24 protein-coding genes, 1 tRNA gene and 1 riboswitch are annotated in these 22,883 nt (G+C 70.1%); of the genes, 18 read left to right on the plus strand and 7 right to left on the minus strand.

Annotated elements, in window-relative coordinates; all coding sequences use genetic code 11:
* Positions 1-7: 7 nt before the first annotated feature.
* Positions 8-361 carry a hypothetical protein gene (locus ACYVIO_RS26155; protein ID WP_460653518.1) on the plus strand — a complete coding sequence of 118 codons (354 nt, stop codon included), beginning with the start codon at positions 8-10 and terminating at the stop codon, positions 359-361.
* A gap of 86 nt (positions 362-447) precedes the next feature.
* On the opposite strand, the gene ACYVIO_RS26160 is transcribed toward ACYVIO_RS26155, so the two are convergent.
* From ACYVIO_RS26160 to ACYVIO_RS26175, 4 genes are read right to left on the minus strand one after another with little or no spacing between them, the layout of a single operon-like run.
* Entirely contained in the window at positions 448-1,314 is an 867-nt protein-coding gene (locus ACYVIO_RS26160) for a hypothetical protein (RefSeq protein WP_460653519.1), read from the minus strand.
* Positions 1,311-1,934, minus strand: a complete 624-nt coding sequence (locus ACYVIO_RS26165) for an RNA polymerase sigma factor (protein ID WP_460653520.1) — start codon at positions 1,932-1,934, stop codon at positions 1,311-1,313. Before ACYVIO_RS26165 ends, ACYVIO_RS26160 begins: the two co-directional genes overlap by 4 nt.
* A 35-nt stretch (positions 1,935-1,969) precedes the next feature.
* Positions 1,970-2,467, minus strand: coding sequence for an NUDIX hydrolase (locus ACYVIO_RS26170; protein WP_460653521.1), 498 nt, complete (start codon positions 2,465-2,467; stop codon positions 1,970-1,972).
* A 10-nt stretch (positions 2,468-2,477) separates the two neighbouring features.
* Complete coding sequence (locus ACYVIO_RS26175) at positions 2,478-3,101, minus strand: SDR family NAD(P)-dependent oxidoreductase (protein WP_460653522.1); 624 nt, start codon at positions 3,099-3,101, stop codon at positions 2,478-2,480.
* A gap of 85 nt (positions 3,102-3,186) precedes the next feature.
* Between ACYVIO_RS26175 and ACYVIO_RS26180 the strand changes: the two genes are divergently transcribed.
* From ACYVIO_RS26180 to ACYVIO_RS26260, 17 genes are all read left to right on the plus strand, one after another.
* The gene (locus ACYVIO_RS26180) at positions 3,187-3,552 is read left to right on the plus strand and encodes a MerR family transcriptional regulator (protein ID WP_460653523.1); all 366 of its coding nucleotides are present in this window, start codon (positions 3,187-3,189) and stop codon (positions 3,550-3,552) included.
* Between the two features lie 57 nt (positions 3,553-3,609).
* Positions 3,610-5,130, plus strand: coding sequence for a depupylase/deamidase Dop (gene dop / locus ACYVIO_RS26185; protein WP_460653524.1), 1,521 nt, complete (start codon positions 3,610-3,612; stop codon positions 5,128-5,130).
* A gap of 57 nt (positions 5,131-5,187) precedes the next feature.
* On the plus strand, positions 5,188-5,400 hold the full coding sequence (locus tag ACYVIO_RS26190; RefSeq protein ID WP_184794695.1) for a ubiquitin-like protein Pup: 213 nt from the start codon (positions 5,188-5,190) through the stop codon (positions 5,398-5,400).
* 8 nt (positions 5,401-5,408) lie between these two features.
* Positions 5,409-6,248 carry a proteasome subunit beta gene (prcB, locus tag ACYVIO_RS26195; RefSeq protein ID WP_460653525.1) on the plus strand — a complete coding sequence of 280 codons (840 nt, stop codon included), beginning with the start codon at positions 5,409-5,411 and terminating at the stop codon, positions 6,246-6,248.
* A gap of 26 nt (positions 6,249-6,274) precedes the next feature.
* Complete coding sequence (gene prcA, locus ACYVIO_RS26200; RefSeq protein WP_460653526.1) at positions 6,275-7,123, plus strand: proteasome subunit alpha; 849 nt, start codon at positions 6,275-6,277, stop codon at positions 7,121-7,123.
* The gene (locus ACYVIO_RS26205; RefSeq protein WP_460653527.1) at positions 7,120-7,797 is read left to right on the plus strand and encodes an NUDIX hydrolase; all 678 of its coding nucleotides are present in this window, start codon (positions 7,120-7,122) and stop codon (positions 7,795-7,797) included. The genes prcA and ACYVIO_RS26205 overlap by 4 nt, the downstream gene beginning before the upstream one ends.
* A 60-nt stretch (positions 7,798-7,857) precedes the next feature.
* Positions 7,858-8,502, plus strand: coding sequence for a GNAT family N-acetyltransferase (locus ACYVIO_RS26210; protein ID WP_460653528.1), 645 nt, complete (start codon positions 7,858-7,860; stop codon positions 8,500-8,502).
* 134 nt (positions 8,503-8,636) lie between these two features.
* On the plus strand, positions 8,637-9,431 hold the full coding sequence (locus tag ACYVIO_RS26215) for an ABC transporter ATP-binding protein (RefSeq protein ID WP_460653529.1): 795 nt from the start codon (positions 8,637-8,639) through the stop codon (positions 9,429-9,431).
* Positions 9,428-12,004, plus strand: coding sequence for an ABC transporter permease (locus ACYVIO_RS26220; protein ID WP_460653530.1), 2,577 nt, complete (start codon positions 9,428-9,430; stop codon positions 12,002-12,004). Before ACYVIO_RS26215 ends, ACYVIO_RS26220 begins: the two co-directional genes overlap by 4 nt.
* Before the next feature lie 115 nt (positions 12,005-12,119).
* Positions 12,120-14,915, plus strand: coding sequence for a beta-N-acetylglucosaminidase domain-containing protein (locus tag ACYVIO_RS26225; protein ID WP_460653531.1), 2,796 nt, complete (start codon positions 12,120-12,122; stop codon positions 14,913-14,915).
* Between the two features lie 18 nt (positions 14,916-14,933).
* Positions 14,934-15,031, plus strand: a riboswitch (ZMP/ZTP riboswitch).
* A gap of 32 nt (positions 15,032-15,063) precedes the next feature.
* Entirely contained in the window at positions 15,064-15,924 is an 861-nt protein-coding gene (locus ACYVIO_RS26230) for a bifunctional 5,10-methylenetetrahydrofolate dehydrogenase/5,10-methenyltetrahydrofolate cyclohydrolase (RefSeq protein WP_460653532.1), read from the plus strand.
* Positions 15,925-16,069: 145 nt separating this feature from the next.
* Positions 16,070-16,438 carry a chorismate mutase gene (gene aroH / locus ACYVIO_RS26235; protein ID WP_344171328.1) on the plus strand — a complete coding sequence of 123 codons (369 nt, stop codon included), beginning with the start codon at positions 16,070-16,072 and terminating at the stop codon, positions 16,436-16,438.
* Complete coding sequence (locus ACYVIO_RS26240) at positions 16,435-17,526, plus strand: prephenate dehydrogenase (protein WP_460653533.1); 1,092 nt, start codon at positions 16,435-16,437, stop codon at positions 17,524-17,526. The genes aroH and ACYVIO_RS26240 overlap by 4 nt, the downstream gene beginning before the upstream one ends.
* Positions 17,527-17,536: 10 nt before the next feature.
* Entirely contained in the window at positions 17,537-18,229 is a 693-nt protein-coding gene (cmk, locus tag ACYVIO_RS26245; protein WP_460653534.1) for a (d)CMP kinase, read from the plus strand.
* A complete protein-coding gene (locus ACYVIO_RS26250; protein ID WP_460653535.1) occupies positions 18,226-18,954 on the plus strand; it encodes a lysophospholipid acyltransferase family protein in 729 nt (242 codons plus the stop codon). Before cmk ends, ACYVIO_RS26250 begins: the two co-directional genes overlap by 4 nt.
* The gene (gene der, locus ACYVIO_RS26255) at positions 18,947-20,326 is read left to right on the plus strand and encodes a ribosome biogenesis GTPase Der (RefSeq protein WP_460653536.1); all 1,380 of its coding nucleotides are present in this window, start codon (positions 18,947-18,949) and stop codon (positions 20,324-20,326) included. The genes ACYVIO_RS26250 and der overlap by 8 nt, the downstream gene beginning before the upstream one ends.
* A 70-nt stretch (positions 20,327-20,396) precedes the next feature.
* Positions 20,397-20,470: transfer RNA gene (locus tag ACYVIO_RS26260), tRNA-Pro, on the plus strand.
* Between the two features lie 51 nt (positions 20,471-20,521).
* Here ACYVIO_RS26260 and ACYVIO_RS26265 read toward each other — a convergent pair.
* The 3 genes from ACYVIO_RS26265 to ACYVIO_RS26275 form a co-directional block, all read right to left on the minus strand.
* Positions 20,522-21,094 carry a TetR/AcrR family transcriptional regulator gene (locus ACYVIO_RS26265; RefSeq protein ID WP_460653537.1) on the minus strand — a complete coding sequence of 191 codons (573 nt, stop codon included), beginning with the start codon at positions 21,092-21,094 and terminating at the stop codon, positions 20,522-20,524.
* Positions 21,094-21,975, minus strand: a complete 882-nt coding sequence (locus ACYVIO_RS26270) for an alpha/beta fold hydrolase (protein WP_460653538.1) — start codon at positions 21,973-21,975, stop codon at positions 21,094-21,096. The genes ACYVIO_RS26265 and ACYVIO_RS26270 overlap by 1 nt, the downstream gene beginning before the upstream one ends.
* A 111-nt stretch (positions 21,976-22,086) precedes the next feature.
* Positions 22,087-22,746, minus strand: a complete 660-nt coding sequence (locus ACYVIO_RS26275) for an MBL fold metallo-hydrolase (RefSeq protein ID WP_460653539.1) — start codon at positions 22,744-22,746, stop codon at positions 22,087-22,089.
* Positions 22,747-22,883 lie beyond the last annotated feature (137 nt).

Genomic DNA, 22,883 nt, shown 5'->3' on the forward strand with positions numbered 1-22,883 from the left:
TCGGCGTATGGCGACGGACGAGATGCGCAAGGACCTGCGGGCAGCGGTGGCGGCGCGGCAGGATCTGGGGGCGGAGTACGAACCCGAGATCATCGACGGGTTCCTGGACAAGCTCGAGCAGCAGACCGTCGCCCGGTACGGGCAGGCGCCGCAGCCGCCCGTTCATCAGTCGCGGCCCGCGTCCGGCAAGGGCGAGAACGACCCCGGTGGGCTCGCGCTGGCGATCGTGTCGGTGGTGGCCGGCATCCCGATCACCGCGATCGCGGCCAACCAGGAAGGCACGATCGCGGTGATCATCTGCTGGGGTGGGTTGGTTGGTGTCAACCTGGCTCGTGCGGTTGCTCGGTTCACCAACCGCTGATCTGTACGGCGTACGCGAAGCCCCGCCTCTCCAGGGGAGGACGGGGCTTCGGTGGGGACTACTTGGGTGGTGGCCGACGCGAGCGGCTAGGGGTTGATCGGGACCGGCTTGCCGGCGGCGTCGTACGCGCGGTACTGCTGGTCGAGGTCGCTCTTGCCGTCCGGCTTGGGCTGGTATTGACCGGGCGGGATGAGCGCGGTGCTGTGCGTGTAAGCGAACCCGCCGGCGACCACGCCCTGGGTCCACTTGCCCTGGCCCTTGGCCCAGACGTAGCGGGACTCGATCCGGGCGATTCGCGGGTGGACCCGAAAGATGTTCTCGTAGCTCGCGTAGGCCGACTTCTCATCGCCGGAGCCGCCGACCTGTCCCATGCCGCTGAGGGCGATGGCCGGATTGCTCGGCGACGGCTGCTTCTTCCACTCCGTGTCGTGAACGGCCGCACCGGCGCCACCGGCGAAGCAGGTGAAGATGCCGAGGTCGTACGTCCCGCCAGGCTGGCCGGGAGTGCTCTTCGTCAGCACCACCACTCCGGACTTGGGGCCGGTGGTCCCCGGGATGGCCACCCGACGGCTCCAGAGTGCGTCGATCTTCGTCGCGCCGGGCAGCTTGCAGGCGTCGGCGGCGCGTGCGGCCTCAGCCGCACTGACCGGGCCCAGGTCGACCTTCGGCAAGTAGTCCTTCGCCACCTTCACGATCTTGGTCTTGTCGATCGTCGGACTGGGGGAGGCTGCGACCTGCGGAGCAGGCAGTACCTCGTCCGTCCGGCCGGCGACCGCGACGCTGCCGGCGACGACCGCGCCGACGGCTGTCACAGCCACAGCTGGAGCGACCCAGCGGCGGCGTGTCTGCGGCTGGTCGGTTCGCGCGGCCTGGTCGAGCACGCGGTTGCGCAGCTGGGTACGGCGGTCAGGGGTGAGCGGCGGGACCTTCGGGGGTTCGAGCTGGGTGTTCACGAGAGCTCCTCGTTCAGGGCGACCCGGGAGAGCAGGTCGGGGAAGCGGCGGCGGGTGCGGTGGAGGCGGGCCTTCACGGTGCCTTCGGGGACGCCGAGGGCTGCTGCGGTCTCGGCGATGGTGAGGCCTGCCCAGACGACGAGCTCGAGCGTCTCCTGCTCGTGGCGGGGGAGCTTGGCGAGCGCACGGCGTACGGCGGACATCTGGCGCTCGTCGTCGAGTCGCTTGGCGACGGAGGCCGCGTGGTCCGGCTGGTTCAGCGGATCGGGCAGCCGCTCGACCAGGCCGCGGAGCCGGCGGGCTGTGCGGTGCAGCGTCCGGCATTCGTTCGCGGCGACGACCAGCAGCCAGCCGCGGGCCGACGGCGCTGTCAGCGGGCCAGGTGGATTCCGTTCGAAGCGTCGCCAGGTGCTGAGGAACGTCGTCTGCACCACGTCCTCAGCGGCCGCCCACGACGCCGTACGCCGGAAGGCGAACGCGTGCACGTCGTCGGCGTACCGGTCGAACAGCAGGCCGAGCGCTTCCCGGTCGCCGTCGCGCAGCCGGTCCCAGAGCGTGCTGTCGCCAGGTGGCCCGGCCGCCATCGAGTACTCCGTCTCGTCGGTCAGGATGATCTTCACACCGGCTAATGACCGCCCGGCCCGGAAAAGGTTGCCTACAACGTCCGCAGGTAGTCGCCGAGCAGTGCGGTCGTGTCCGGGACGAAGGGCCACGCCGGGTCGTCCAGCCGGGCGATCAGCTCGGGCAGCGGCATCCAGGCTCCCCAGTCGACCTCCTCCGGCTGGTGCTGGACCGGTCCGTCCCAGCGGCACGCGTAGAGGTAGGCGCGGTAGTTGGTGAAGTCGTCGGCGTAGTCACCCTCGGGCAGCTTCTCCAGCTCGACCCCACTGATCCCGAGCTCCTCGGCCAGCTCGCGCACCACCGCGTCGTACGGGTCCTCGCCGGCCGCGACGACCCCGCCGGCCATGAAGTCGTAGCGGGCCGGGTAGACGTCCTTGGTCGGCGTACGGCGGTGCACATAGACGTCACCGGCCGCGTTGCGGACCAGTACGCCGGTCGCGGAGTGCCGCAGGTTGTCGCGACGCATCACCGACCGCGGCGCGGTCCCGCAGACCACGCCGTCGGCGTCCACCAGGGCAACGAGTTCGTCCATGCCCGCATCCTCACACGGCGCCGGTGTAGTCCAGTTCGTGGATCCACTCGTCCCGCGGCTGCGCGTGGAGCGCCCAGTACTCGTCGGCGATGGCATCCGGGTCGAACGCCGTACCGGGTGCGACAGAGCCGTAGACGGTCACTGTGGCGGCGTGGAGACCTCCTGCGCCGTACGTCTGGTCCAGCAGGCTCACCAGCGCCCTGACCCCGGCCTTGCCGAGCGAGAGGCTCGCGTAGTCGGGCTTGGTCTCCGGCATCCCACCGGTGATCAGGAACGAGCCGCCACCGTTCGCGACCATCGCCGGAGCGAGCTGCGCGGCCGCGGTGATCGCACCGCCGACGTTGACCGCCCAGGCTTCCTGGTGCTCGCGCAACGACAGGTCGCCGATCCGGTCTGCTGCGATCTTCGCTGCGTTGTAAACCACCACGTCAGGCGTCCCGTGCTCGGCAACAACCTTGTCCAGCGCGGACGTCAACGCGGTTTCGTCGGTGCTGTCAGCGGCCAAGGCCAGCACGCCTTCCACGTCAACCAGCCGCCGGGAGATCAACGCCACCGGCAGTCCCTCCCGCGCGAACCGGCGTCCGACCGCCTGCCCGATCCCCGGTCCCGCCCCGATCACCACAACGCCCGGCATGTCTGCTCCCTCACCCGTGTTGTCATCTGTCATCAGGACCGTAGGCCGTGACACCGGTGTGAAGGTCAAGACGAGAGGGGCCCAGATGCTGATCGGTGAACTGTCGAGCCGGACCGGCGTGAGCCGCAGGATGATCCGGTACTACGAACAGCAGGGCCTGCTCGAGTCGGATCGCACCACCAACGGCTATCGCCAGTACGACGACCAGGCGCCCGCCGTCGTCGGCCACATCAAGAACCTGCTGGCCGCGGGCCTCCCGACCGCGACGATCGCCGGCCTGTTGCAGTGCGTGCACGGCGATCCCGCCCGGCCGGTACTGTCCAGCTGCCCCGGCATGGTCAACGGGCTGCAGGCCGAACGAGCCCGCGTCGCGGCCGAGATCAGCCGGCTGAACACGTCGCAGGAAGTGCTCGACATCCTGCTGGAAGCGGCCGTTCACGGACCCGAGTGACGCGAGCACCGGCTCGTACGGCGGCTTTGGTCGGCTGAACCGCGTAGGCTCGTGAACATGAGTGTGCGGCGGATCATGGGGACCGAGACCGAGTTCGGGATCTCGGTGCCAGGACAGCCCGGGGCCAACCCGATGCTGACCTCGAGCCAGGTGGTGAACGGCTACGCGCAGACGCAGCCGTTGGCGCGCAAGACACGGTGGGACTTCGACGAGGAGCACCCGCTGCGGGACGCGCGCGGCTTCGACCTGAGCCGGGAGGTGGCCGACTCCAGCCAGCTCACCGACGAGGAGACCGGCCTGGCCAACGTCATCCTCACCAACGGCGCCCGGCTGTACGTCGACCACGCCCACCCGGAGTACTCCGCGCCGGAGTGCACCAACCCGCGCGACGTCGTGGTGTGGGACAAGGCGGGCGAGCTGGTGATCATGGAGGGCGCGCGGCAGGCCCGCCAGATCCCGGGGGCGCCGCCGCTGAACCTCTACAAGAACAACACCGACAACAAGGGCGCGTCGTACGGGTCGCACGAGAACTACCTGATGCGCCGGTCGACGCCGTTCGCGTCGATCGTGCGGCACCTGACGCCGTTCTTCGTGAGCCGTCAGGTGGTCACCGGCGCGGGCCGCGTCGGGATCGGCCAGGACGGCGCCGGGCACGGCTTCCAGATCAGCCAGCGGGCCGACTACTTCGAGGTCGAGGTCGGCCTGGAGACGACGCTGAAGCGGCCGATCATCAACACCCGCGACGAGCCGCACGCGAACCCGGACCGGTACCGGCGGCTGCACGTGATCATCGGCGACGCGAACCTGTCCGAGATCTCGACGTACCTGAAGGTCGGGACGACGTCGCTGGTGCTGTCGATGATCGAGGACGGCTGGCTGACCGACGACCTCAGCGTCGACCGCCCGGTGACCGCGCTGCACGAGATCAGCCACGACCCGACCTGCACGCACCTGATGACGCTCAAGGACGGTCGCAAGCTGACCGCCGTCCAGCTGCAGACGGAGTACCTGGAGCAGGCCCGCAAGTACGTCGAGGACAAGTACGGCGACGACGCGGACCGGCAGACCAAGGACGTGCTGTACCGCTGGGAGCAGGTGCTCGACCAGCTCGCGATCGACCCGATGCGGCTGGCCGACCAGCTCGACTGGGTCGCCAAGCTCAAGCTGCTGCAGTCGTACCGCGACCGCGACGACCTGGCCTGGGACGACTCCAAGCTCGCCCTGGTCGACCTGCAGTACGCCGATCTACGTCCGGACAAGGGTCTGTACTTCAAGCTCGTCAAGGCCGGCCGGATGCAGCGCCTCGTCACCGACGAGGAGATCCGGATGGCCGTCTCGCACCCGCCGACGGACACGCGCGCGTACTTCCGCGGCCGCTGCATGCAGCAGTACGCCGGGCAGGTCGCGGCGGCGTCGTGGGACTCGGTGATCTTCGATCTTCCGGGCAAGGAGTCGCTCCAGCGGATCCCGACCCTGGATCCCTTGCGCGGCACGAAAGCGCACGTCGGAGCGCTTCTCGATCAGTGCGACACCGCGAGTGACCTGGTTCGCACCATTACTGGGGGCGCAGGCGGGTAGGGTCGTCGTAGGAAGGTCGGTTGGGCGGCTTTCCGACGCGGTTCTAGGAGGTGTGCCATGGCGAAAGACGGCGGTGGGCAGCAGCACAAGCAGCCCAAGCGTTCGACCACCGAGGAAGAGGTCGAGCAGGTCGAGGCGTCGGAGGACGTCGCCGAGCGCAAGGAACGGCTCGACGAGGACGTCGACTCGATCCTCGACGAGATCGACGAGGTGCTCGAGGAGAACGCGGAGGAATTCGTCCGCGGCTTCGTGCAAAAGGGTGGGGAGTGAACCGCTAGATGACATTCGATGCCTCCGGCCGGTTGCCGGAAGCCTTCCTGACCCCAGGTGGCTCGTCGTTCATGGACTTCCTGGCCGGGCACGCGCCCGACCTGCTGCCCGGACGGCGGTCCCTGGGGACAGGTGACCTGTCCAAAGACGTCCCGCACGGTACGACGATCGTCGCGGCCACCTTCGACGGTGGTGTCGTGATGGCCGGCGACCGGCGCGCCACGATGGGCAACATCATCGCCCAGCGTGACATCGAGAAGGTGTTCCCCGCCGACGAGTACTCGTGCGTGGGCATCGCTGGCTCGGCGGGCCTCGCGATCGAGATGGTGCGGCTGTTCCAGGTCGAGCTCGAGCACTACGAGAAGCTCGAGGGCACCACACTGTCGCTCGACGGCAAGGCGAACCGGCTCAGCGCGCTGATCCGCGGCAACCTGCCGATGGCGATGCAGGGCCTGGCCGTCGTCCCGCTGTTCGCGGGCTACGACCACGACATCTCCGGCGGGCGGATCTTCTCCTACGACCCGACCGGTGGCCGGTACGAGGAGCAGGCCTTCCACAGCGTCGGCTCGGGCTCGCTGTTCGCCCGCGGCTCGCTGAAGAAGCTCTACCGGGAGGGCATGACGGCGACCGAGTGCGTCACGGCGACCATCCAGGCGCTGTACGACGCGGCCGACGACGACTCCGCGACCGGTGGGCCGGACATGGCCCGGCGGATCTTCCCGGTGATCGGCGTGGTCACGGCCGACGGCTACCAGCGGCTGCCCGAGGCGGAGGTCGGCGAGATCGTCGACACCGTGGTCGGTGCCCGGCTGCAGCGTCCCGACGGCCCCGCCGCTCCGCTCTCCTGAGCCCGGTCGACGAGTAGAGGATCACGATGAGCACTCCGTTCTACGTCTCACCCGAGCAGCTGATGCGGGACCGGGCGGACTTCGCCCGCAAGGGCATCGCCAAGGGCCGCAGCGCGATCGCGCTGCAGTACGCCGACGGCATCCTGTTCGTGGCCGAGAACCGGTCGCCCGCCCTGCACAAGGTGGCCGAGATCTACGACCGGATGGCCTTCGCGGCCGTCGGGCGGTACAACGAGTTCGAGAACCTGCGGATCGCCGGCGTGCGCCTGGCCGACATGCGCGGGTACTCCTACGACCGCCGCGACGTCACCGGCCGCGCGCTGGCCAACGCGTACGCGCAGACGCTCGGCGCGATCTTCTCCTCCGGCGGTGAGAAGCCGCTCGAGGTGGAGATCCTGGTCGCCGAGGTCGGCACCACGTCCGCCGAGGACCAGATCTACCGGCTCACCTACGACGGCTCGATCGCCGACGTCCGGGGGTACGCCGTGATGGGTGGTCCGGCCGAGCAGGTCGCCGAGTACGTCGGCGAGCACTACTCCGACGGCATCTCGCTGGCCGGCGCCCTGCGGCTCGCCGTGGACGCGCTCGGGCACGACTCCAGCGAGGTCCGCCAGCTGGAGCCGGACCAGATCGAGGTCGCCATCCTGGACCGGACCCGCACCCAGGTCCGCAAGTTCAAGCGCATCTCGGAGGAGACCCTGGCCCGGATCCTGTCCGAGTCGCGGCCCGACACCGCACCGTCCGAGCCGTCGGCCCACACCGAAGGTGCGGAGACGGTCAACGGCGGCACGTACGAGAGCAGCACGGACGACGCCGGCGACGACGACGCCCCGATCGCGCCGCCCGAGGACCCGGAAGACACCAAGCCGCTGTGAGCGAGCAGCACCCGACCCCGTCCGCCGCCGGAGATGTTCCGGCGGCGGACGTCGGTCCGGGCGGCGTGGCGCCGGCCTCCGGCTCGGCTTCGCCGGGCTCGGCCCCGCTCCCTCCTCGGCCGGGGGACCCCGCGGCGTGGGAGCTTCTGGACGAGAAGAACGTCTACGACGGCTTCCTGACCGTGAACGTTCGCCGGTACCGGTTGCCCGACGGCCGGGAAGCCGACTGGGACGTCTTCGGTCCTCGCCAAACTGCCGGTGTGACAGGCGGGATCACCGTGCTGCCGTTGACGCCCGACGGGCGGGTCGTTGCCATCCGCCTCTTTCGCGCCGGTCCCGACCAGGTCGTCACGAATCTCCCTGGTGGGTTGATCGACCCAGGCGAGGACCCCGCCGACGCCGGTCGGCGTGAACTGCAGGAAGAGACCGGCTATACGTGCGGCTCGATCGAGGTGGTCGGCTGGATGTGGTCCGCCGCCTCCTCGACGTACCCGAAGTTCGTTGCCGTCGCCCGCGACTGCCGCCCGACGAGCACCCAGGCACTCGACGACTTCGAGGACATCGTCCCCATCGAGCTCACCGTCGACGAGCTCCGCCGAGAACTCCGCACCCCCGGTGCCATGACCGGCACCGACGCGGCGTACCTGGCTCTGGACCACGCCGGCCTGCTCTGAACTGTTGAGCCTGCTCAAAATTGTTTGCGCAGGTGACGCACTCCGCGCAGGATGACGGGCGTGCTGACCACCATCTGGCCTTTGCGGAATCTTCGGCTGACGACCGAGCGGCTCGTGCTGCGTCCTCCGAGCGACGAGGAACTGGCGGCGATCGCCGAGGTGGCCGCCGGTGGGATCAGCCGGCCGGGGGAGCATCCGTTCCTGATGGCGTGGCCCGACGAGCCGCTCGAGCGGGCGCGGCGCGTGATGCAGCAGCACTGGAGTCACCTCGGGTCGTGGACTCCGGACGAGTGGGATCTGGAGCTCGGGGTCTTCCGTGACGGCACCCCGCTGGGTCTGGTCGGACTGATGGGCAGCGAGTTCCGTGTACTGCGCGAGGTGAAGACCTGGTCGTGGCTGGGCCTCGAGCATCAGCGGCACGGGTACGGGACCGAGGCGCGGACCGCTTTGCTGCACCTCGCCTTCGAGGGGTTGGAGGCCGTGGCGGCGCGCACGGAGGTCTTCGAGGACAACACCGGCTCCCAGGGCGTCTCCCGCAAGCTCGGCTACCAGCCGGACGGGATCTCGCGCGATGTCCTGAACGGCGAGCCCATCGTCTCGGACCGTCTCCGGCTCAGCCGCGCGGACTGGCAGGCCGTCGAGCGCCCGAAGGTCGAGATCACCGGGCTCGACGAGTGCCGGGACTGGTTCGTCGGCCCGAACTGAGGGCCACCGAAAGACCCGGTGGTAGAGCTGGCTGCACCCCGAAGCCGGGTTCTGGCTGGACTGTGTTCGCGGCCCGATCTTTCTAGCGTGAGAGGCGTCCTGGTACGTCTCGCACGGTTCGGAAGGTTGGTCACATGTTCAAGGCACGCAGAGGGCGCGACAGGCAGACCGGCGGCACCGCCGTCCTGGTCGCGGACGCCCCGGCGTACGCGGTCACGCTGGACTCGGTGACGAAGACCTACCAGACCGGGACGACCCGGGTGCAGGCGCTCGACGGCGTCTCGCTCGGCCTGCGGCGGGGGAGTTTCACGGCGGTGATGGGACCGTCGGGCTCGGGCAAGAGCACGTTCCTGCACTGCGCCGCCGGCCTCGACCAGCCGACGTCCGGCACCGTTTGGCTCGGCGACACCGAGCTGACCCGGCTCGACGAGAAGCAGTTGACCGTGCAGCGCCGGACCCGGATCGGGTTCGTCTTCCAGGCCTACAACCTGATCCCGTCGCTGTCGGTCCGCGACAACATCACCTTGCCGCTGCGCTTCTCCGACGTACCGGTGGACGAGGCGTGGCTGACCCAGGTCGTCCAGGAGGTCGGCCTGACCGACCGGCTGACGCACCGGCCCAGCGAACTGTCCGGTGGTCAGCAGCAGCGGGTCGCGATCGCGCGGGCGCTGATCACCCGGCCGGAGGCGGTGTTCGCCGACGAGCCGACCGGAGCGCTCGACTCGCGAACCGGCAAGCAGGTGCTGCAGCTGATGCGTTCGCTGGTCGACTCGCTCGGCCAGACGATCCTGATGGTGACGCACGACCCGATCGCGGCGTCGTGGGCCGATCGGGTGGTGTTCCTGGCCGACGGCAGGCTGGCCGGCGAGCTCACCGACCCGACCGCCGACACCGTCGCCGCGCACCTGACCCACCTCGGGGAGTGGTGATCGTGGTCACCTTCGCCTGGAGCACGGTCAAGTCCCGCTGGCCCGGTTTCGCCGGCGCCTTCATCGCCCTGTTCTGCGGTGCCGCGCTGCTGTCCGCGTGCGGCTTCCTGCTGCAGTCCGGCCTACTCGCCGGCATCAGTCCCGAGCGGTACGCCGGCGCGTCGGTGGTCGTCGCGGCCAACCAGAAGCTCGCCGTCGCCGAATCGCCCGACAGCGACTTCGGCGACCACGTCCCGCTGGACGCGAACCGGCTCGCCGAGATCGCGGCCGTCCCCGGCGTCGCCCAGGCCGTGCCTGACTACTCGTTCCGCCTCAACTTAGCCGGCAAGTCCGGCGCTCTGGTCCGCGGCGAGGAGGGCGGTACGCCGTCCGGCCACGGCCGCAGTTCCGTTGCCTTCGGCCCCTTGTCTGTCCGGGACGGCGCGCTGCCCACCGGCCGGTACGACGTCGCGCTCGACCGCGACGCCGCGGCGGCCGGCGGCTACGCGATCGGTGACCAGATCAGAGTCGCGGTGGGGTCGCGGCCGGCGTCGTACCGGCTGACGGGCATCGTCGACCCGCCGAGCGGTTCCTTCCGGGAACCGGTGGTCCTGTTCACCGACGAGGTGGCCAGGCAACTGTCCGGCAAGCCCGACCACCTCTACGCCGTGGGCGTGCTGGCCGCGCCGGGCGTCGACCGGGCGGACCTGGCCGACGCGATCGAGCAGCGCCTGGGCGACTCGGTGACCACGGCAACCGGCGACGACCGGGGCAAGCTGGAGTTCCAGGACTCCTCGGCTGCTTCCGGCCTGCTGATGGTGGTGGCGGGCTCGTTCGGTGGCATCGCGACGATCGTCGCGATGTTCGTGGTGGCCGGCACGCTCGGGTTGTCGATCCAGCAGCGGCGGCGTGAGCTCGCGCTGCTCCGCGCGGTCGCCGCGACGCCCCGGCAGGTGCACCGGATGATCGGTGCCGAGATCCTGATCGTGGCGCTTGCCGCATCGCTGCCCGGTGCTCTGCTCGGCTACGGACTCGTGTGGTTGCTGCGTGCGGCCTTCGTGAGGATCGGCGTGATCCCGGCCGACTACGGCCTCTCGTTGCTGCCCGTCCCGATTCTGGTCGCGGTGCTGCTGTCGGTGTTGACGGCCCAGCTGGCCGGCTGGATGTCGGCTCGCCGCGCGGTCAAGATCCGCCCGGTCGAGGCGCTGGGGGAGTCGAGCGTGGAGACGCCGCAGCTCGGCCCGGTCCGGACGCTGATCGGGCTCGGCCTCCTGGCCGGCGGCCTGGTGATGTGCGCGGTCCCGGTTGTCGTCGCCGGTGAGGTCGGCACGATCGTCGCGGCGACGTCGTCGCTCGTCCTGGTGATCGCCGTGGCGCTGCTCGGGCCGCGCATCGTTCAGGGCGCACTCACGTTCGTCGGTCCGGTCCTGCGGCGTTCCGGCGGTGCGTCGGGCTACCTGGCCGCGGCCAATCTCACCCAGAACTCACGTCGGGTCGCCGCTGCCGTCGTACCGCTCGTGCTGGCGATCACGATCATGATCGTCCAGGTCTCGGTCGGTGCCGCGCAGGTGAAGGAGGCCGGCCGGCAGGCCGACCAGGGCGTGGTGGCCGATGTCGTGGTGGCCGGCTCGGGCGCCGGACTCTCGCCCGACCTGGTCGACGAGATCCGCGCAGTGCCCGGCGTACGGACTGCGACGGCGGTGACCAGGGGGCCCGCGACGATCAGGTACACCGACCTCGGTGACGATTCGGCGCAGTCCGTCCTCGGCTTCCCGGCGCAGGGCGTGGATGCGACGGATCTGGCGAGCACGCTCGACCTGGATGTTCGCAAAGGCGACCTCGAACGGCTCGAGGGGCCGGGGACCGTCGCGCTGAGCGAGTCCGCGGCGCAGCAGACCCGGACCGGGCTGGGGCGTCAGGTGGAGGTGTTCCTCGGGGACGGTACGCGGCTGACGCCTGAGGTGGTGGCGATTTATCACAATGGCATGGGCTTCGGTGACGTGACTCTGCCGCGCGACGTACTGCTTGACCACCTGTCCACCCGGCTGGACGACTCGGTGCTCGTCCGGGCCGATTCCGGCGTCGACGCGAGCGCATTGGCTTCGGCTCTCACCCAGCGGTTCGCGGGTGACGTCGGGGTGGAGCTCGCGGATCGCCAGACGATGGCGGAGGCGCAGCAGGTCGGCCTGGACCTCAACCGGTGGACGAATCTGATCCTGCTCGCCGCGCTCTTCGGGTACGTCGCGATCAACGTCGCCAACAGCCTGGTGATGAGTACGACGGCCCGGCGGCGGGAGTTCGCGCTGCTCCGGCTGGTCGGCATCGGCAAGCGGCAGGTCCGCCGGATGATGCTGGTCGAGGCGGCCGTGGTGATCGGTGTCGCGCTCGTGGTCAGTGCGCTGCTGTGCCTGCCGCCGATGGTCGGCGTCACGGTCGGGCTGAGCGAGGGGGCGACGGTGATCCCGGCGTTCTCGCCGGTGACGACCGCGCTCACCGCGGGCGGAGTGGTGCTGCTCGGGCTGCTCTCGATCATGCTGCCCACCCGCCGGGTGCTGCGCCATCGACCGGTGGACGCCATCGGCGTCGGCGAGTGAGCGGGCCGGCGTACTGCCCTTGAAGTGTCCGGATCTGGGCAGTCCGGGCTCTTGACGAGCAGTTGCGCGCAATGAATGACTGACAGGGCACACCTTCCGCCCCGAGGAGTTGCTCATGCGCCGATTCGGCCCAGCCGTGGCACTTGCCGCCGCACTCGCTCTCGCCGTCCAGCCCTTCGCCCTCTCCGCCCAAGCGTCACGCAGTACGGCGGGGACCACCGCCGCGCGGGATGCTGCGGATCGAGTCGTGAATCCCGAGCCTCAGCAGACCGTCCCGCGCCGGGACGGGTTCGAGCTCGGGCGGACCGTCGGTCTGGTGCGCGGACCGACGACCGACGCCGACGCCGAGCGCGTCGTCCGGTCGACGCTCCAGCGGGCCGGTGTTCGGACGATCCGCACCACCGACGGCGTCGATCCGCGGACCGACGTCACCGTCTGGCTGGGCGGCAACGACCGCGCCCTGGCGGACCTGGACGTCGCGTCGCCTGCCGGTCTGCCGGCCGAGGGGTATGTGGTTGCTGTGGGCACCCATCGCGGGCGGCACCACGTCGTCCTGGCCGGTGTGGACACGGACGGGACGTACTACGCCGCGCGCACCCTCGATCAACTGGTGTCCGGTCAGCGCGCCGAAGGACTCGACCAGGCCGCGCGCAGTCGGCGACTTGCCGGGACCGAGATCAGGGACTGGCCGACGATGCGGTACCGGGGTTCGATCGAAGGGTTCTACGGGACGCCGTGGTCGCACGCCGATCGGCTCGATCACCTCGACTACCTCGGGGCGCACCGGATGAACACCTACGAGTACGCGCCGAAGGACGACCCGTACCACCGCGAGCAGTGGCGTGACGCGTACCCGGCGGACAAGCTCGCCGAGCTGGGCGAGCTGGTGAACCGGGCCCGAGGCAACAAGGTCGACTTCACGTTCGCGCTCTCGCCGGGGTTGTCGATCTGCTACACCGCCGATGCGGACTACCAGGCGTTGATCGCGAAGTTCGAGGCGCTGTACGCGCTGGGCGCCCGGTCGTTCAACGTGCCGCTCGACGACATCGACTACAACACCTGGCACTGCGACGCCGACCGCGCCAAGTACGGCACGGGTGGTGGCGCGGCCGGGCAGGCGCAGAGCGAACTGCTCAACCGCATCCAGCGCGAGTGGGTGGCGACGAAGCCGGGCGTGGCGCCGCTCCAGATGGTGCCGACGGAGTACTACAACGTCTCCGAGACGCCGTACAAGAAGGCGTTGCGCGAGCAGTTGGACGTGGCCGTCGTCGTGCACTGGACGGGGATCGGTGTGGTGCCGAAGACGATCACCGCTGCGCAGGCCGCTCAGGCGAAGGCCGTGTTCGGCCACGACATCCTGATCTGGGACAACTATCCGGTCAACGACTACGCCGCCGGCCGGCTGCTGCTGGCCGACTACAGCGGGCGCGAACGCGGGATCGCCGATCACGTCGTCGGCGTGATCTCGAACCCGATGAACCAGGCCGCCGTCAGCAAGATCGCGCTCTCCGCGTTCGCCGAGCTGGGCTGGAAGCCGTCGACGTACGACGAGCGAGCCGCCTGGGAGCGCGCTCTGTCGGAACGGGCCGGCGGGGATCGGCGGACGATCGAGGCGCTGAGGGTGTTCGCGGACCTGAACACGTACGACACGACGCTGCACCCGGAGTCAGCACCGGAACTCGCGGCTCGGATCGACGCGTTCTGGACGACGTACGACGGTGGAGGCCGCGCGGTGAGTGCGCCGGCGGGGAGCGCGGCCCGCGCGGAGCAGACGGGCCGGGTGGACGGGGCGATTCGCGCGCTGCGGCCGTACTTCCAGGCGGTGACTCGGGCTCCTTCGCAGATCCGGGCTGGGGTGGTCGATCCGGCATTCAGCGACGAGGCGAAGGCTTGGCTGGATGCCACCGTCCTGTGGGGGCAGGCGCTCGAGGAGTCGCTCGGACTGCTGGACGCACTCGACCGCGGCGACGGCGCGACCGCTTGGCTGAAGCGTCAGCAAGTCGACAAGTTGACTGGTCAGGCGAAGGCGATTCGGGACGTCCGGGAACCGCACTCCGGGACCTACCCGCGGATCGGCGAGGGCGTGGTGGACACGTTCCTCGCGCGCGTCGGGCAGGTGCACGACGAGTGGATGGGGCTGTTGCCGCGGCGTACGGCGACGGCGAGCATCCCGACGTACGCGGAGAACGTGCCGGCGCGGATGGTCGACGGGGACGCATCGACGTTCTACTGGAGCAACCGTGCCCCGGCGGCGAACGACGAGATCCGGGTCGATCTCGGGGCGGCGCGGGAGATCGGCGCGGTCGCCGTACTGATGGGGAAGGACGGCAGTCCGGACGACTTCATCCAGTCCGGGGCGTTGGAGTGGTCGGCGGACGGTGAGACGTGGACCGAGCTGACCCGCGCGACGACTGCCGAGGTCCGCGCGGCGGCTTCGGTCGGGACGAAGGCTCGGTACGTGCGGTACCGGGCCTTGGCGGCCAATGCGTCCAACTGGTTGGTTGTTAGGGAGCTCTCCGTGCAGGTCACGGATGGGTCGGAGTTGGTGCTGACGGCGTCGGGTGGACCGGCGCCTGCCGAGGGATCGGCGTTGGCTCGAGCTGTTGATGGGGATGTTGGTACGGCGTACGTGGCGGGTGCGGGGCCGGGGGAGGGTGAGGCGTTGACCGTGACGGCGTCGGCTCCGGCGGCGGTGGATCGGGTGACCGTGCTGCAGAAGGCCGGGGCCGTTGCGGCTGGGCGGGTGGAGGTTCACACCGCTGCCGGCTGGCGGGAGATCGGTCTGGTGCGCTCGGCGTACACGGCGCTTCGGGTGAGCGGCACGGTCGATGCAGTTCGTGTCCGGTGGACCGCTGGGGCGACCGCGCCGCAGGTCGCGGAGGTGATCTTGCACCGTCCGACCGGGGGCTGAGACGACTGGGTAAACTGGCCGGCGGGCCGCTACTGGCGTTCAGGTGGGCTACCACCGGGGAACGGCCCGCCGGACTCTCGCAGGTCCGGCTGCAGCCGCGCGCCTGGGCAACGACGAATACTCGCCGACGCCCGAAGGAGCGCGCCGTATGACCTCAGACAACACCGCCCGGCCCATGATCGGCACCGACCTCGCCGCTGACATGGTGACGCAGGCCGCCGTCCGCGCCAAGAAGCTGCAGGACGAGACCGGTGTGCAGCCGTGCCTCGCCGCCGTGCTGGTCGGGGACGATCCCGCGTCGGCGACCTACGTGCGGATGAAGCAGAACCGGAGCAAGAAGGCCGGCATCGGCTCGGTGAGTGTCGTGCTGCCGGCCGAGACGACCACCGAGGAACTCGTGGCCGAGCTGACCAGGCTCTCCGAGGATCCGACGGTGCACGGGATCCTGCTGCAGCACCCGGTGCCGGAGCAGATCGACGAGCGCGCGGCGTTCGAGGCGATCGCGCCGGCGAAGGACGTCGACGGCGTGACCATGCACTCGTTCGCCGCGATGGCGTTCGGGGAGCCGGGGTTCCGCTCGTGCACGCCTGGCGGGATCCTGCGGCTGCTGCAGGCGTACGACGTACCGCTGTCCGGTGCGCATGCCGTCGTCATCGGCCGCAGCCCGATCCTCGGCAAGCCGGCCGGAATGTTGCTGCTGGCATCGAATGCGACCGTCACCTACACGCACTCGCGGACGAAGGATCTGCCCGCGCTGGTGCGTCAGGCCGACATCGTGGTGGCCGCGGTCGGCAAGCCGAACTTCGTGCGTGGCGAGTGGTTGAAGCCGGGCGCGGTCGTGGTCGATGCCGGGTACAACGAAGGCAACGTCGGTGACGTGCACGCCGAGGAGGCCGCGCAGGTCGCGAGCCTGTTGACGCCCGTGCCCGGCGGCGTCGGCCCGATGACGATCGCGCTCCTGCTGGAGCAGACCGTCGACGCGGCGGAAGCGCTGACGGCCAAGGCCTGACAGGACTGCCGGACCGGTGTCTCGCCGTCCGAATCGTGCGAACGGCGAGACACCGACGCAGAGAACAATCGGTCTGACCTAATGTTGAGACTGGTGTCCAGCGCCGAGGAGCGGTGCGGGACGTGGTGATCTAGGAGGCAGGACAGTGGCGGTACGGGCGATCCGGGGTGCCACCCAGCTGGACGCGGACGAGCGGGAGCACCTGCTCGAGCGGACGGCCGAGCTGGTCCGGGCGGTGCTGGAGGCGAACGATCTCAGCTCCGAGGATCTGATCAGCATCCTGTTCACCGTCACGCCGGACCTGAGCTCGGAGTTTCCCGCGGTGGCCGGCCGGCAGATCGGGCTGACCGACGTACCGCTGATGTGCATGCAGGAGATCGCCGTACCGCACGCGCTGCCCCGGGTGGTCCGGATGATGCTGCACACCGAGTCGCCGCGCTCGCGCGAGAAGATCCAGCACGTCTACCTGCACGGCGCCACCGCCCTGCGCCCCGACCTGACGGGCGCCCAGTGACAGAGGCTGCAGCGTTGCGCGGCCCGGTGCGGATCGTCGGCACCGGCTTGATCGGTACGTCGATCGGCCTGGCCCTCGCGCGCCTCGGCGTGGTCGTCGAGCTGGTCGACGGCGACCCGGACAACGCCCTGATGGCCGAACGCATCGGCGCGGGCTCGCGCCTCGTCCAGCTCGAGCCGCAACTCGTCGTCGTCGCCGTACCGCCGGACCACGTCGGCACGGTCATCGCCGAGCAACTGGAGCAGACCGACGCGGTAGTCACCGACGCCGCCAGCGTGAAAGGCAAGCCCCTCGCCGACGCCAAGGCGCTCACCGAAGCGGCCGGTCGCGCGAGCGACCTGAGCCGGTACGTCGGCAGCCACCCGATGGCCGGCTCGGAGCGCAACGGTCCGCTGGCCGGTCGCGCCGACCTGTTCGAGGGCGCGACCTGGGCGATCACCCCGCACGAGACCAGCGACCCGGCCGCCGTCGAGCTCGTACGTCGGCTTGCCGAGGCCTGCGGCGCGCGGACCGTCGAGCTGTCCGTCCCGGACCACGACCTGGCCGTCGCCCGCGTCTCGCACCTGCCGCAGCTGATGTCGTCGCTGGCCGCCGGCACGCTCGTCGACGCACCCACCGCGCACCTGGAGCTGTCCGGCCAGGGCGTGCGCGACGTGACCCGGATCGCCGCGAGCGACCCGGGGATGTGGACCCAGATCGTCGCTGCCAACTCGCCTGCGCTGAGCGGCCTGCTGGAGCAGATCCGCGACGAGCTCGACCGACTTTTGATTGCCCTTAGCAAGGAAAAAACCGATGACGAGGTCACGGCCGTACTTCGCCGCGGCGTCTCCGGCGCCGTCCGCGTCCCCGGCAAGCACGGCACCCCGCACATCGAGCTCGTCCAGGTCCTCGTCACGATCCCCGACCGCCCCGGCCAGCTGGCCCGGCTGTTCGCCGACGCGGCCGCGTCCGGCGCCAACGTCGAGGACCTGCGGATCGACCACAGCCCGGGCCGACCGGTCGGTGAGGTCGAGCTGGCGGTGAAACCGGCGTCGGTGGACCAGCTGGTCGACGTACTGACCGAGCGAGGTTGGTCCGTGCACCGGTAACCTTCCGCCCATGATCATCGCTGTCGACGGCCCGAGCGGTTCCGGTAAATCGAGCACGGCCCGTGGAGTGGCCACGAGACTGGGGCTGAAGTACCTCGACACCGGTGCGATGTACCGGGCGGTGACCTGGTCGGCGCTGGAGGCCGGGCTCGACCTGACCGACACCGGCACGGTCGCCGAGCGCGCCCGCGCGGTCGAGCTGGGGATCAGCACCGACCCGCAGCTGGCCCACTTCACTGCCGACGGCACCGACGTCACCGAGGCGATCCGCGACCCGCGGATCAGCGAGAACGTGTCGAAGATCGCCACCAACCTCGAGGTCCGCAAGGAGCTGATCCGGCGGCAGCGCGAGATCATCGACGACGCCCAGCCAGGCGGCGGGATCGTGGTCGAGGGTCGCGACATCGCCACCGTCGTGGCCACCGACGCCGAGCTCAAGGTGCTGCTGACCGCCGACCAGGACGCCCGGATGGCCCGCCGCAAGGCCGAGCTGGCCGAGGGCGCGTTGACCGCTGAGCAGTTGCGCGACCAGATCGTCCGCCGCGACGCCGACGACGCCACCGTGTCCCAGTTCGAGGTCGCCTCGGACGGTGCGGTGACGATCGACTCCACCCACCTGTCCCTGGAGGAGGTCATCGACGTGATCAGCCGGCTCGCGAAGGAGGCCGAAGCCGCGCCGCCACGCGACTCGCGGGAGTCATGACAGCCGAGCTGACGAGGCACCAGGAGCTGCCCCGCACCGACGACCTGCCGACGCTGCCGTACCGGACGGGCAGTGTGATCCGGCACGTCGTCCGTCAGTACGTGCGCTGGCGCTACGACCTGACCATCCACCACGACGAGCTGTTCCCGCGGACCGGCCCGGTGCTGCTCGCGCCGAACCATCTCGGCCTGCTGGACGGCCCGCTGCTGGGCGCGACCGCGCCACGGATGCTGCACCAGCTCGGCAAGATCGAGGCGTTCGGCGGGCTGCAGGGCAAGTTCCTGCACCTGGCCGGGCAGATCCCGGTCGACCGGACGACGTACGACGTGCTGGCGGTCCGGAAGGCGATCAAGGTGCTCCGCGACGGCAACGTGATGAGCATCTACCCCGAGGGGACCCGCGGCCGCGGCGACTTCCGGAAGGTCCGGACCGGAGTGGCCTACCTGGCCATGGTCACCGGGGCCCCGATCCTGCCCGTCGCCCTGCTCGGTACCCGCCTGCCGGGCGGCAGTGTGGAGCGGTATCCCCCCAGGGGGAGCAGGGTCGACGTCGTGTACGGCGAACCTTTCACCGTGGAGCGCGTATCCTTTCCTCGGAGGCACACCGACGTACGGGCGGTGGCCGACCAGATCGGCGACGTGTTGCGGGCGCATGTTCAGGCCGCCGTCGCAGCCACCGGCCACCCGCTTCCGGGCAAGCCAGACCAGAAGGATCCTGATGAGTGACCTGCCCACCGGCTACGAGTACGACGCCGAGCCGTCGCGCGACGACGACACCGGCCCCGTGCCCGTCCTGGCGATCGTAGGCCGCCCCAACGTCGGCAAGTCGACGCTGGTCAACCGGATCATCGGCCGCCGCGAGGCGGTCGTCGAGGACACCCCGGGCGTCACCCGGGACCGCGTCTCGTACGACGCGGACTGGGCCGGCCGGTCCTTCACGGTGGTCGACACCGGCGGCTGGGACCCGGACGCGGTCGGCATGGCCGCGCTCGTCGCCGCCCAGGCCGAGGTCGCGATCAACGCCGCCGACGCGGTGCTGTTCGTGGTCGACGCGACCGTCGGGATCACCGACGCCGACGAGGCCGTCGTCCGAGTGCTGCGCAAGTCCGGCAAGCCCGTCGTCCTGGCCGCGAACAAGGTCGACGACCAGCGGGTCGAGTCCGAGGCGATGAACCTGTGGAGCCTCGGGATCGGCGAGCCGTTCCCGATCTCCGCGATGCACGGCCGCGGGACCGGCGACATGCTGGACGCCGTACTGGCCGCGCTGCCGGAGGCGCCGCCGGAGCGCGACCCCGAGACCGGGGGACCGCGCCGGATCGCGATCGTCGGCAAGCCGAACGTGGGCAAGTCCTCGCTGCTGAACAAGGTCGCCAAGGAGGACCGGGTCGTCGTCAGCGACGTGTCCGGCACCACCGTCGACCCGGTCGACGAGCTGATCACGCTCGGCGAGAAGCAGTACCGGTTCATCGACACCGCCGGCATCCGGCGCAAGGTGAAGAACGTCCAGGGCCACGAGTACTACGCCAGCCTGCGGACCAACAGCGCGATCGAGCGCGCTGAGGTGGTCGTCGTCGTGGTCGACGCCTCCGAGCCGATGACCGAGCAGGACCTGCGGATCATGGACATGGTCGAGGAGGCCGGCAAGGCCCTCGTGATCGCCTACAACAAGTGGGACATGGTCGACGAGGACCGGCGCTACTACCTGGAAAAGGAGATCGACCGCGATCTCGTCCAGCTGCGCTGGGCTCCGCGGGTGAACATCAGCGCCCTGACCGGGCGGCACATGGAGAAGCTGGTGCCCGCCATCGAGGCGGCGCTGGACGGCTGGCAGACCCGCGTCCCGACCGGCCAGCTGAACGCGTTCCTCGGCCGGTTGGTTGCCGCGCACCCCCATCCGGTCCGGTCCGGCAAGCAGCCGAAGATCCTGTTCGGCACGCAGGCCACGACGATGCCGCCGACCTTCGCGATCTTCACCTCCGGCCAGATCGAGCCGTCGTACCAGCGGTTCATCGAGCGTCGGCTGCGTGAGGACTTCGGCTTCGTCGGCAGCCCCGTGCACGTTCAGATCCGGGCTCGGCAGAAGAAGGCGAAACGCTGATCGGCCCGGTGCGAAAGCACCCCCGATGATGGGGTAAGGTTTACCCCGGTCGCCCGCACGGGCGACTGTTCGGGCTGTGGCCTAGCCTGGTAAGGCGCTTGTCTGGGGGACAAGAGATCGCGAGTTCAAATCTCGCCAGCCCGACCGAACAAGCCCTGGTGAGAGGCAACTCTCACCAGGGCTTTCGTCGTTTCATTACGGCTCGAAGGTCGCGGCCATTCGGGCGAGCGCGTCAAGTGCACCTTCGAGCTGTACGGCGTCGAGTGGCCCGATCAGCCGTGCTGCGGACAGCAGGCCGATCGTGGCGCTCGACAGCGCGAGGGCGACGTGCTCGGGCGCGATGTCGGAAACCAGCAATCCCTGCTCCTGCAGGGATCGCAGCCACTCGACGACGCCCTGGTGGCGTTCGCGGTAGCGGCCGTCGGTGACCGTCGCGACATGACTGCCGAGCACGCCGCGGTCGTCAAGGAACGCCGCAGTCATCAACCGGTCCCCGAGCAGAACCCGTACGGCGGCCCGGTACGCCGCACTGAGCCGCGGCCGGGCGCCGAGATCGACAGCAGCTCCGAGGCGTTCCGTCCCACGACGCAGCAGCGCGTCCAGGATCTCGTGCTTGGTGGCGAACTCGAGGTACACGGCGCCCTTGCCGACCCCTGCGTCGGCAGCGATCGCGGCGACGCTCATCGCGTCGAAGCCGCGGTCGAGCACGAGTGCTTCGGCGGCGTCCAGGAGCCGTTCGCGCCGGTTCGGGACGAGCGGGCGGGGCATCAGGCGAGTCTTTCAACGAACGCACGCATGGCTGGGATGACCAGGTCGGGCCGATCGCGTTGCACCCAGTGCCCGGCGCCGGGGACGGTCAGCAGCGTCGCGTGCGGGAGTTGTCGCGCAGCGGCTCGTGCACGAGCGACCGGTACGCCGCTGTCCCGGTCGCCGTGGACGAGGAGTGTCGGTGTCCGGATCCCCGGCAGGCGGTCGGTGTAGTCGGTACGGAGTCTGTCCCACAGCACCTGGTCGCGCTGCCACTCGCCGAAGGTCCGGAGGCTCTCGCCCGACGCAGCCTCCTCGACCACGGCCCGGACCAACTCCGGTGTACGCGCTGTCGGGTTGCGGACGATCGTGCGCAGGCCGCGCTCCATCGCGGCGGCGTTCCGTGCGTACCCGCGCGTCAGGACGGCGAGCAGGCCTGTGCGCAGGAGTCCGTAGGTGGTGAGCTGATTCACCCTGCTCAGCAAGCCATCGGTCAACCGCGGCATGATCCCGAAGGACCCCAGGAGCATCGCACCGCGTGCGGCGTCCGGGCGGTCGAGGAGGTGCCCGAGCGCCAGGCCTCCGCCGAGGGACAGGCCGCCGATCACGTAGTCGTCGAGGTCGAGCGCGTCGACCAGCTCTCCGACGTACCGGATCAGGTTCTGCTGGGTCAGCGGCCAGCTCGACCGTGGACTCCGCCCGAACCCGGGGTGGTCGGGAGCGATCACGCGGTACCCAGCGTCCGCGAGCGCGGCGCCGGCCTGCGCCCAGGAGAGCTCGGCGTTGTCGGCGCCACCGCCGTGCAGCAGCAGCACGACCGGCCCGGTCGGATCGGCCGGCGCCCACTCCAGCAGTGAGACCGTCGCGCCTGTGACGGCGGCCGTCGTACGTCGTGCGTCCATGGCAGCTCTCCCGTCGTTGTGACCAGAATACCTTCATTGGTCACTACGTCGGGATCTCGCGCAGCGGCCGAGATGCCCCAAGGTCACGCTGCGGTTGTCAGCCGGGGAGTGTCACCAGCCGCGGCCGCGCCACTCGGGGAGGTTGGGGCGTTCGGTGCCGAGGGTGGTGTCGGCGCCGTGGCCCGGGTAGACCCAGGTCTCGTCGGGGAGCTGGGCGAAGAGCTTGGACTCGACGTCGTCGATCAGGGACGTGAAGCGCTCGGCGTCGCCCTGGGTGTTGCCGACGCCGCCGGGGAACAGGGAGTCGCCGGTGAACAGGTGCGGGGCGCCCTTCGGGTCGTCGTACAGGAGAGCGATCGAGCCGGGGGTGTGGCCGACCAGGTGGATCACGCGGAGGCCGACGACGCCGAAGTTGATCTCGTCGCCGTCCTCGACCTCGGTGGCGGTCGGTACGTCGATGCCCTCGGCGTCGTACCGGCCGGCGATCGTGGTGGCGCCGGTCTTGGCGACGACCTCGCCGAGCGCCTGCCAGTGGTCGCCGTGGCGGTGCGTGGTGATCACCCGGCTGATCCCGCCGGCGCCGATCAACGTCAGCAGGGTGCTCGCGTCGTTGGCCGCGTCGATCAGCACCTGCTCGTCGGTCTGCCGGCAGCGCAGCAGGTACGCGTTGTTGTTCATCGGCCCGACGGCGACCTTGGAGATCATCAGCTGGGCCAGCTCGTGCGTCTGCGCGGGCCCGCCCACGTGGACGTTGCCGTGGTAATCACTCATGTGACGATCCTCGCACCCCTGCGGCGACCGGTGCACCGGCCGCCGGTGTCGGCGTGACCTCGCGTGGGTACCGCTCGTTCGTCGAGGGTGGGGCGATCGAATATACTTTCGAAGACGGACCTCCGGGATCCGGCGCG

The sequence above is a fragment of the Kribbella endophytica genome (genome assembly GCF_054781295.1).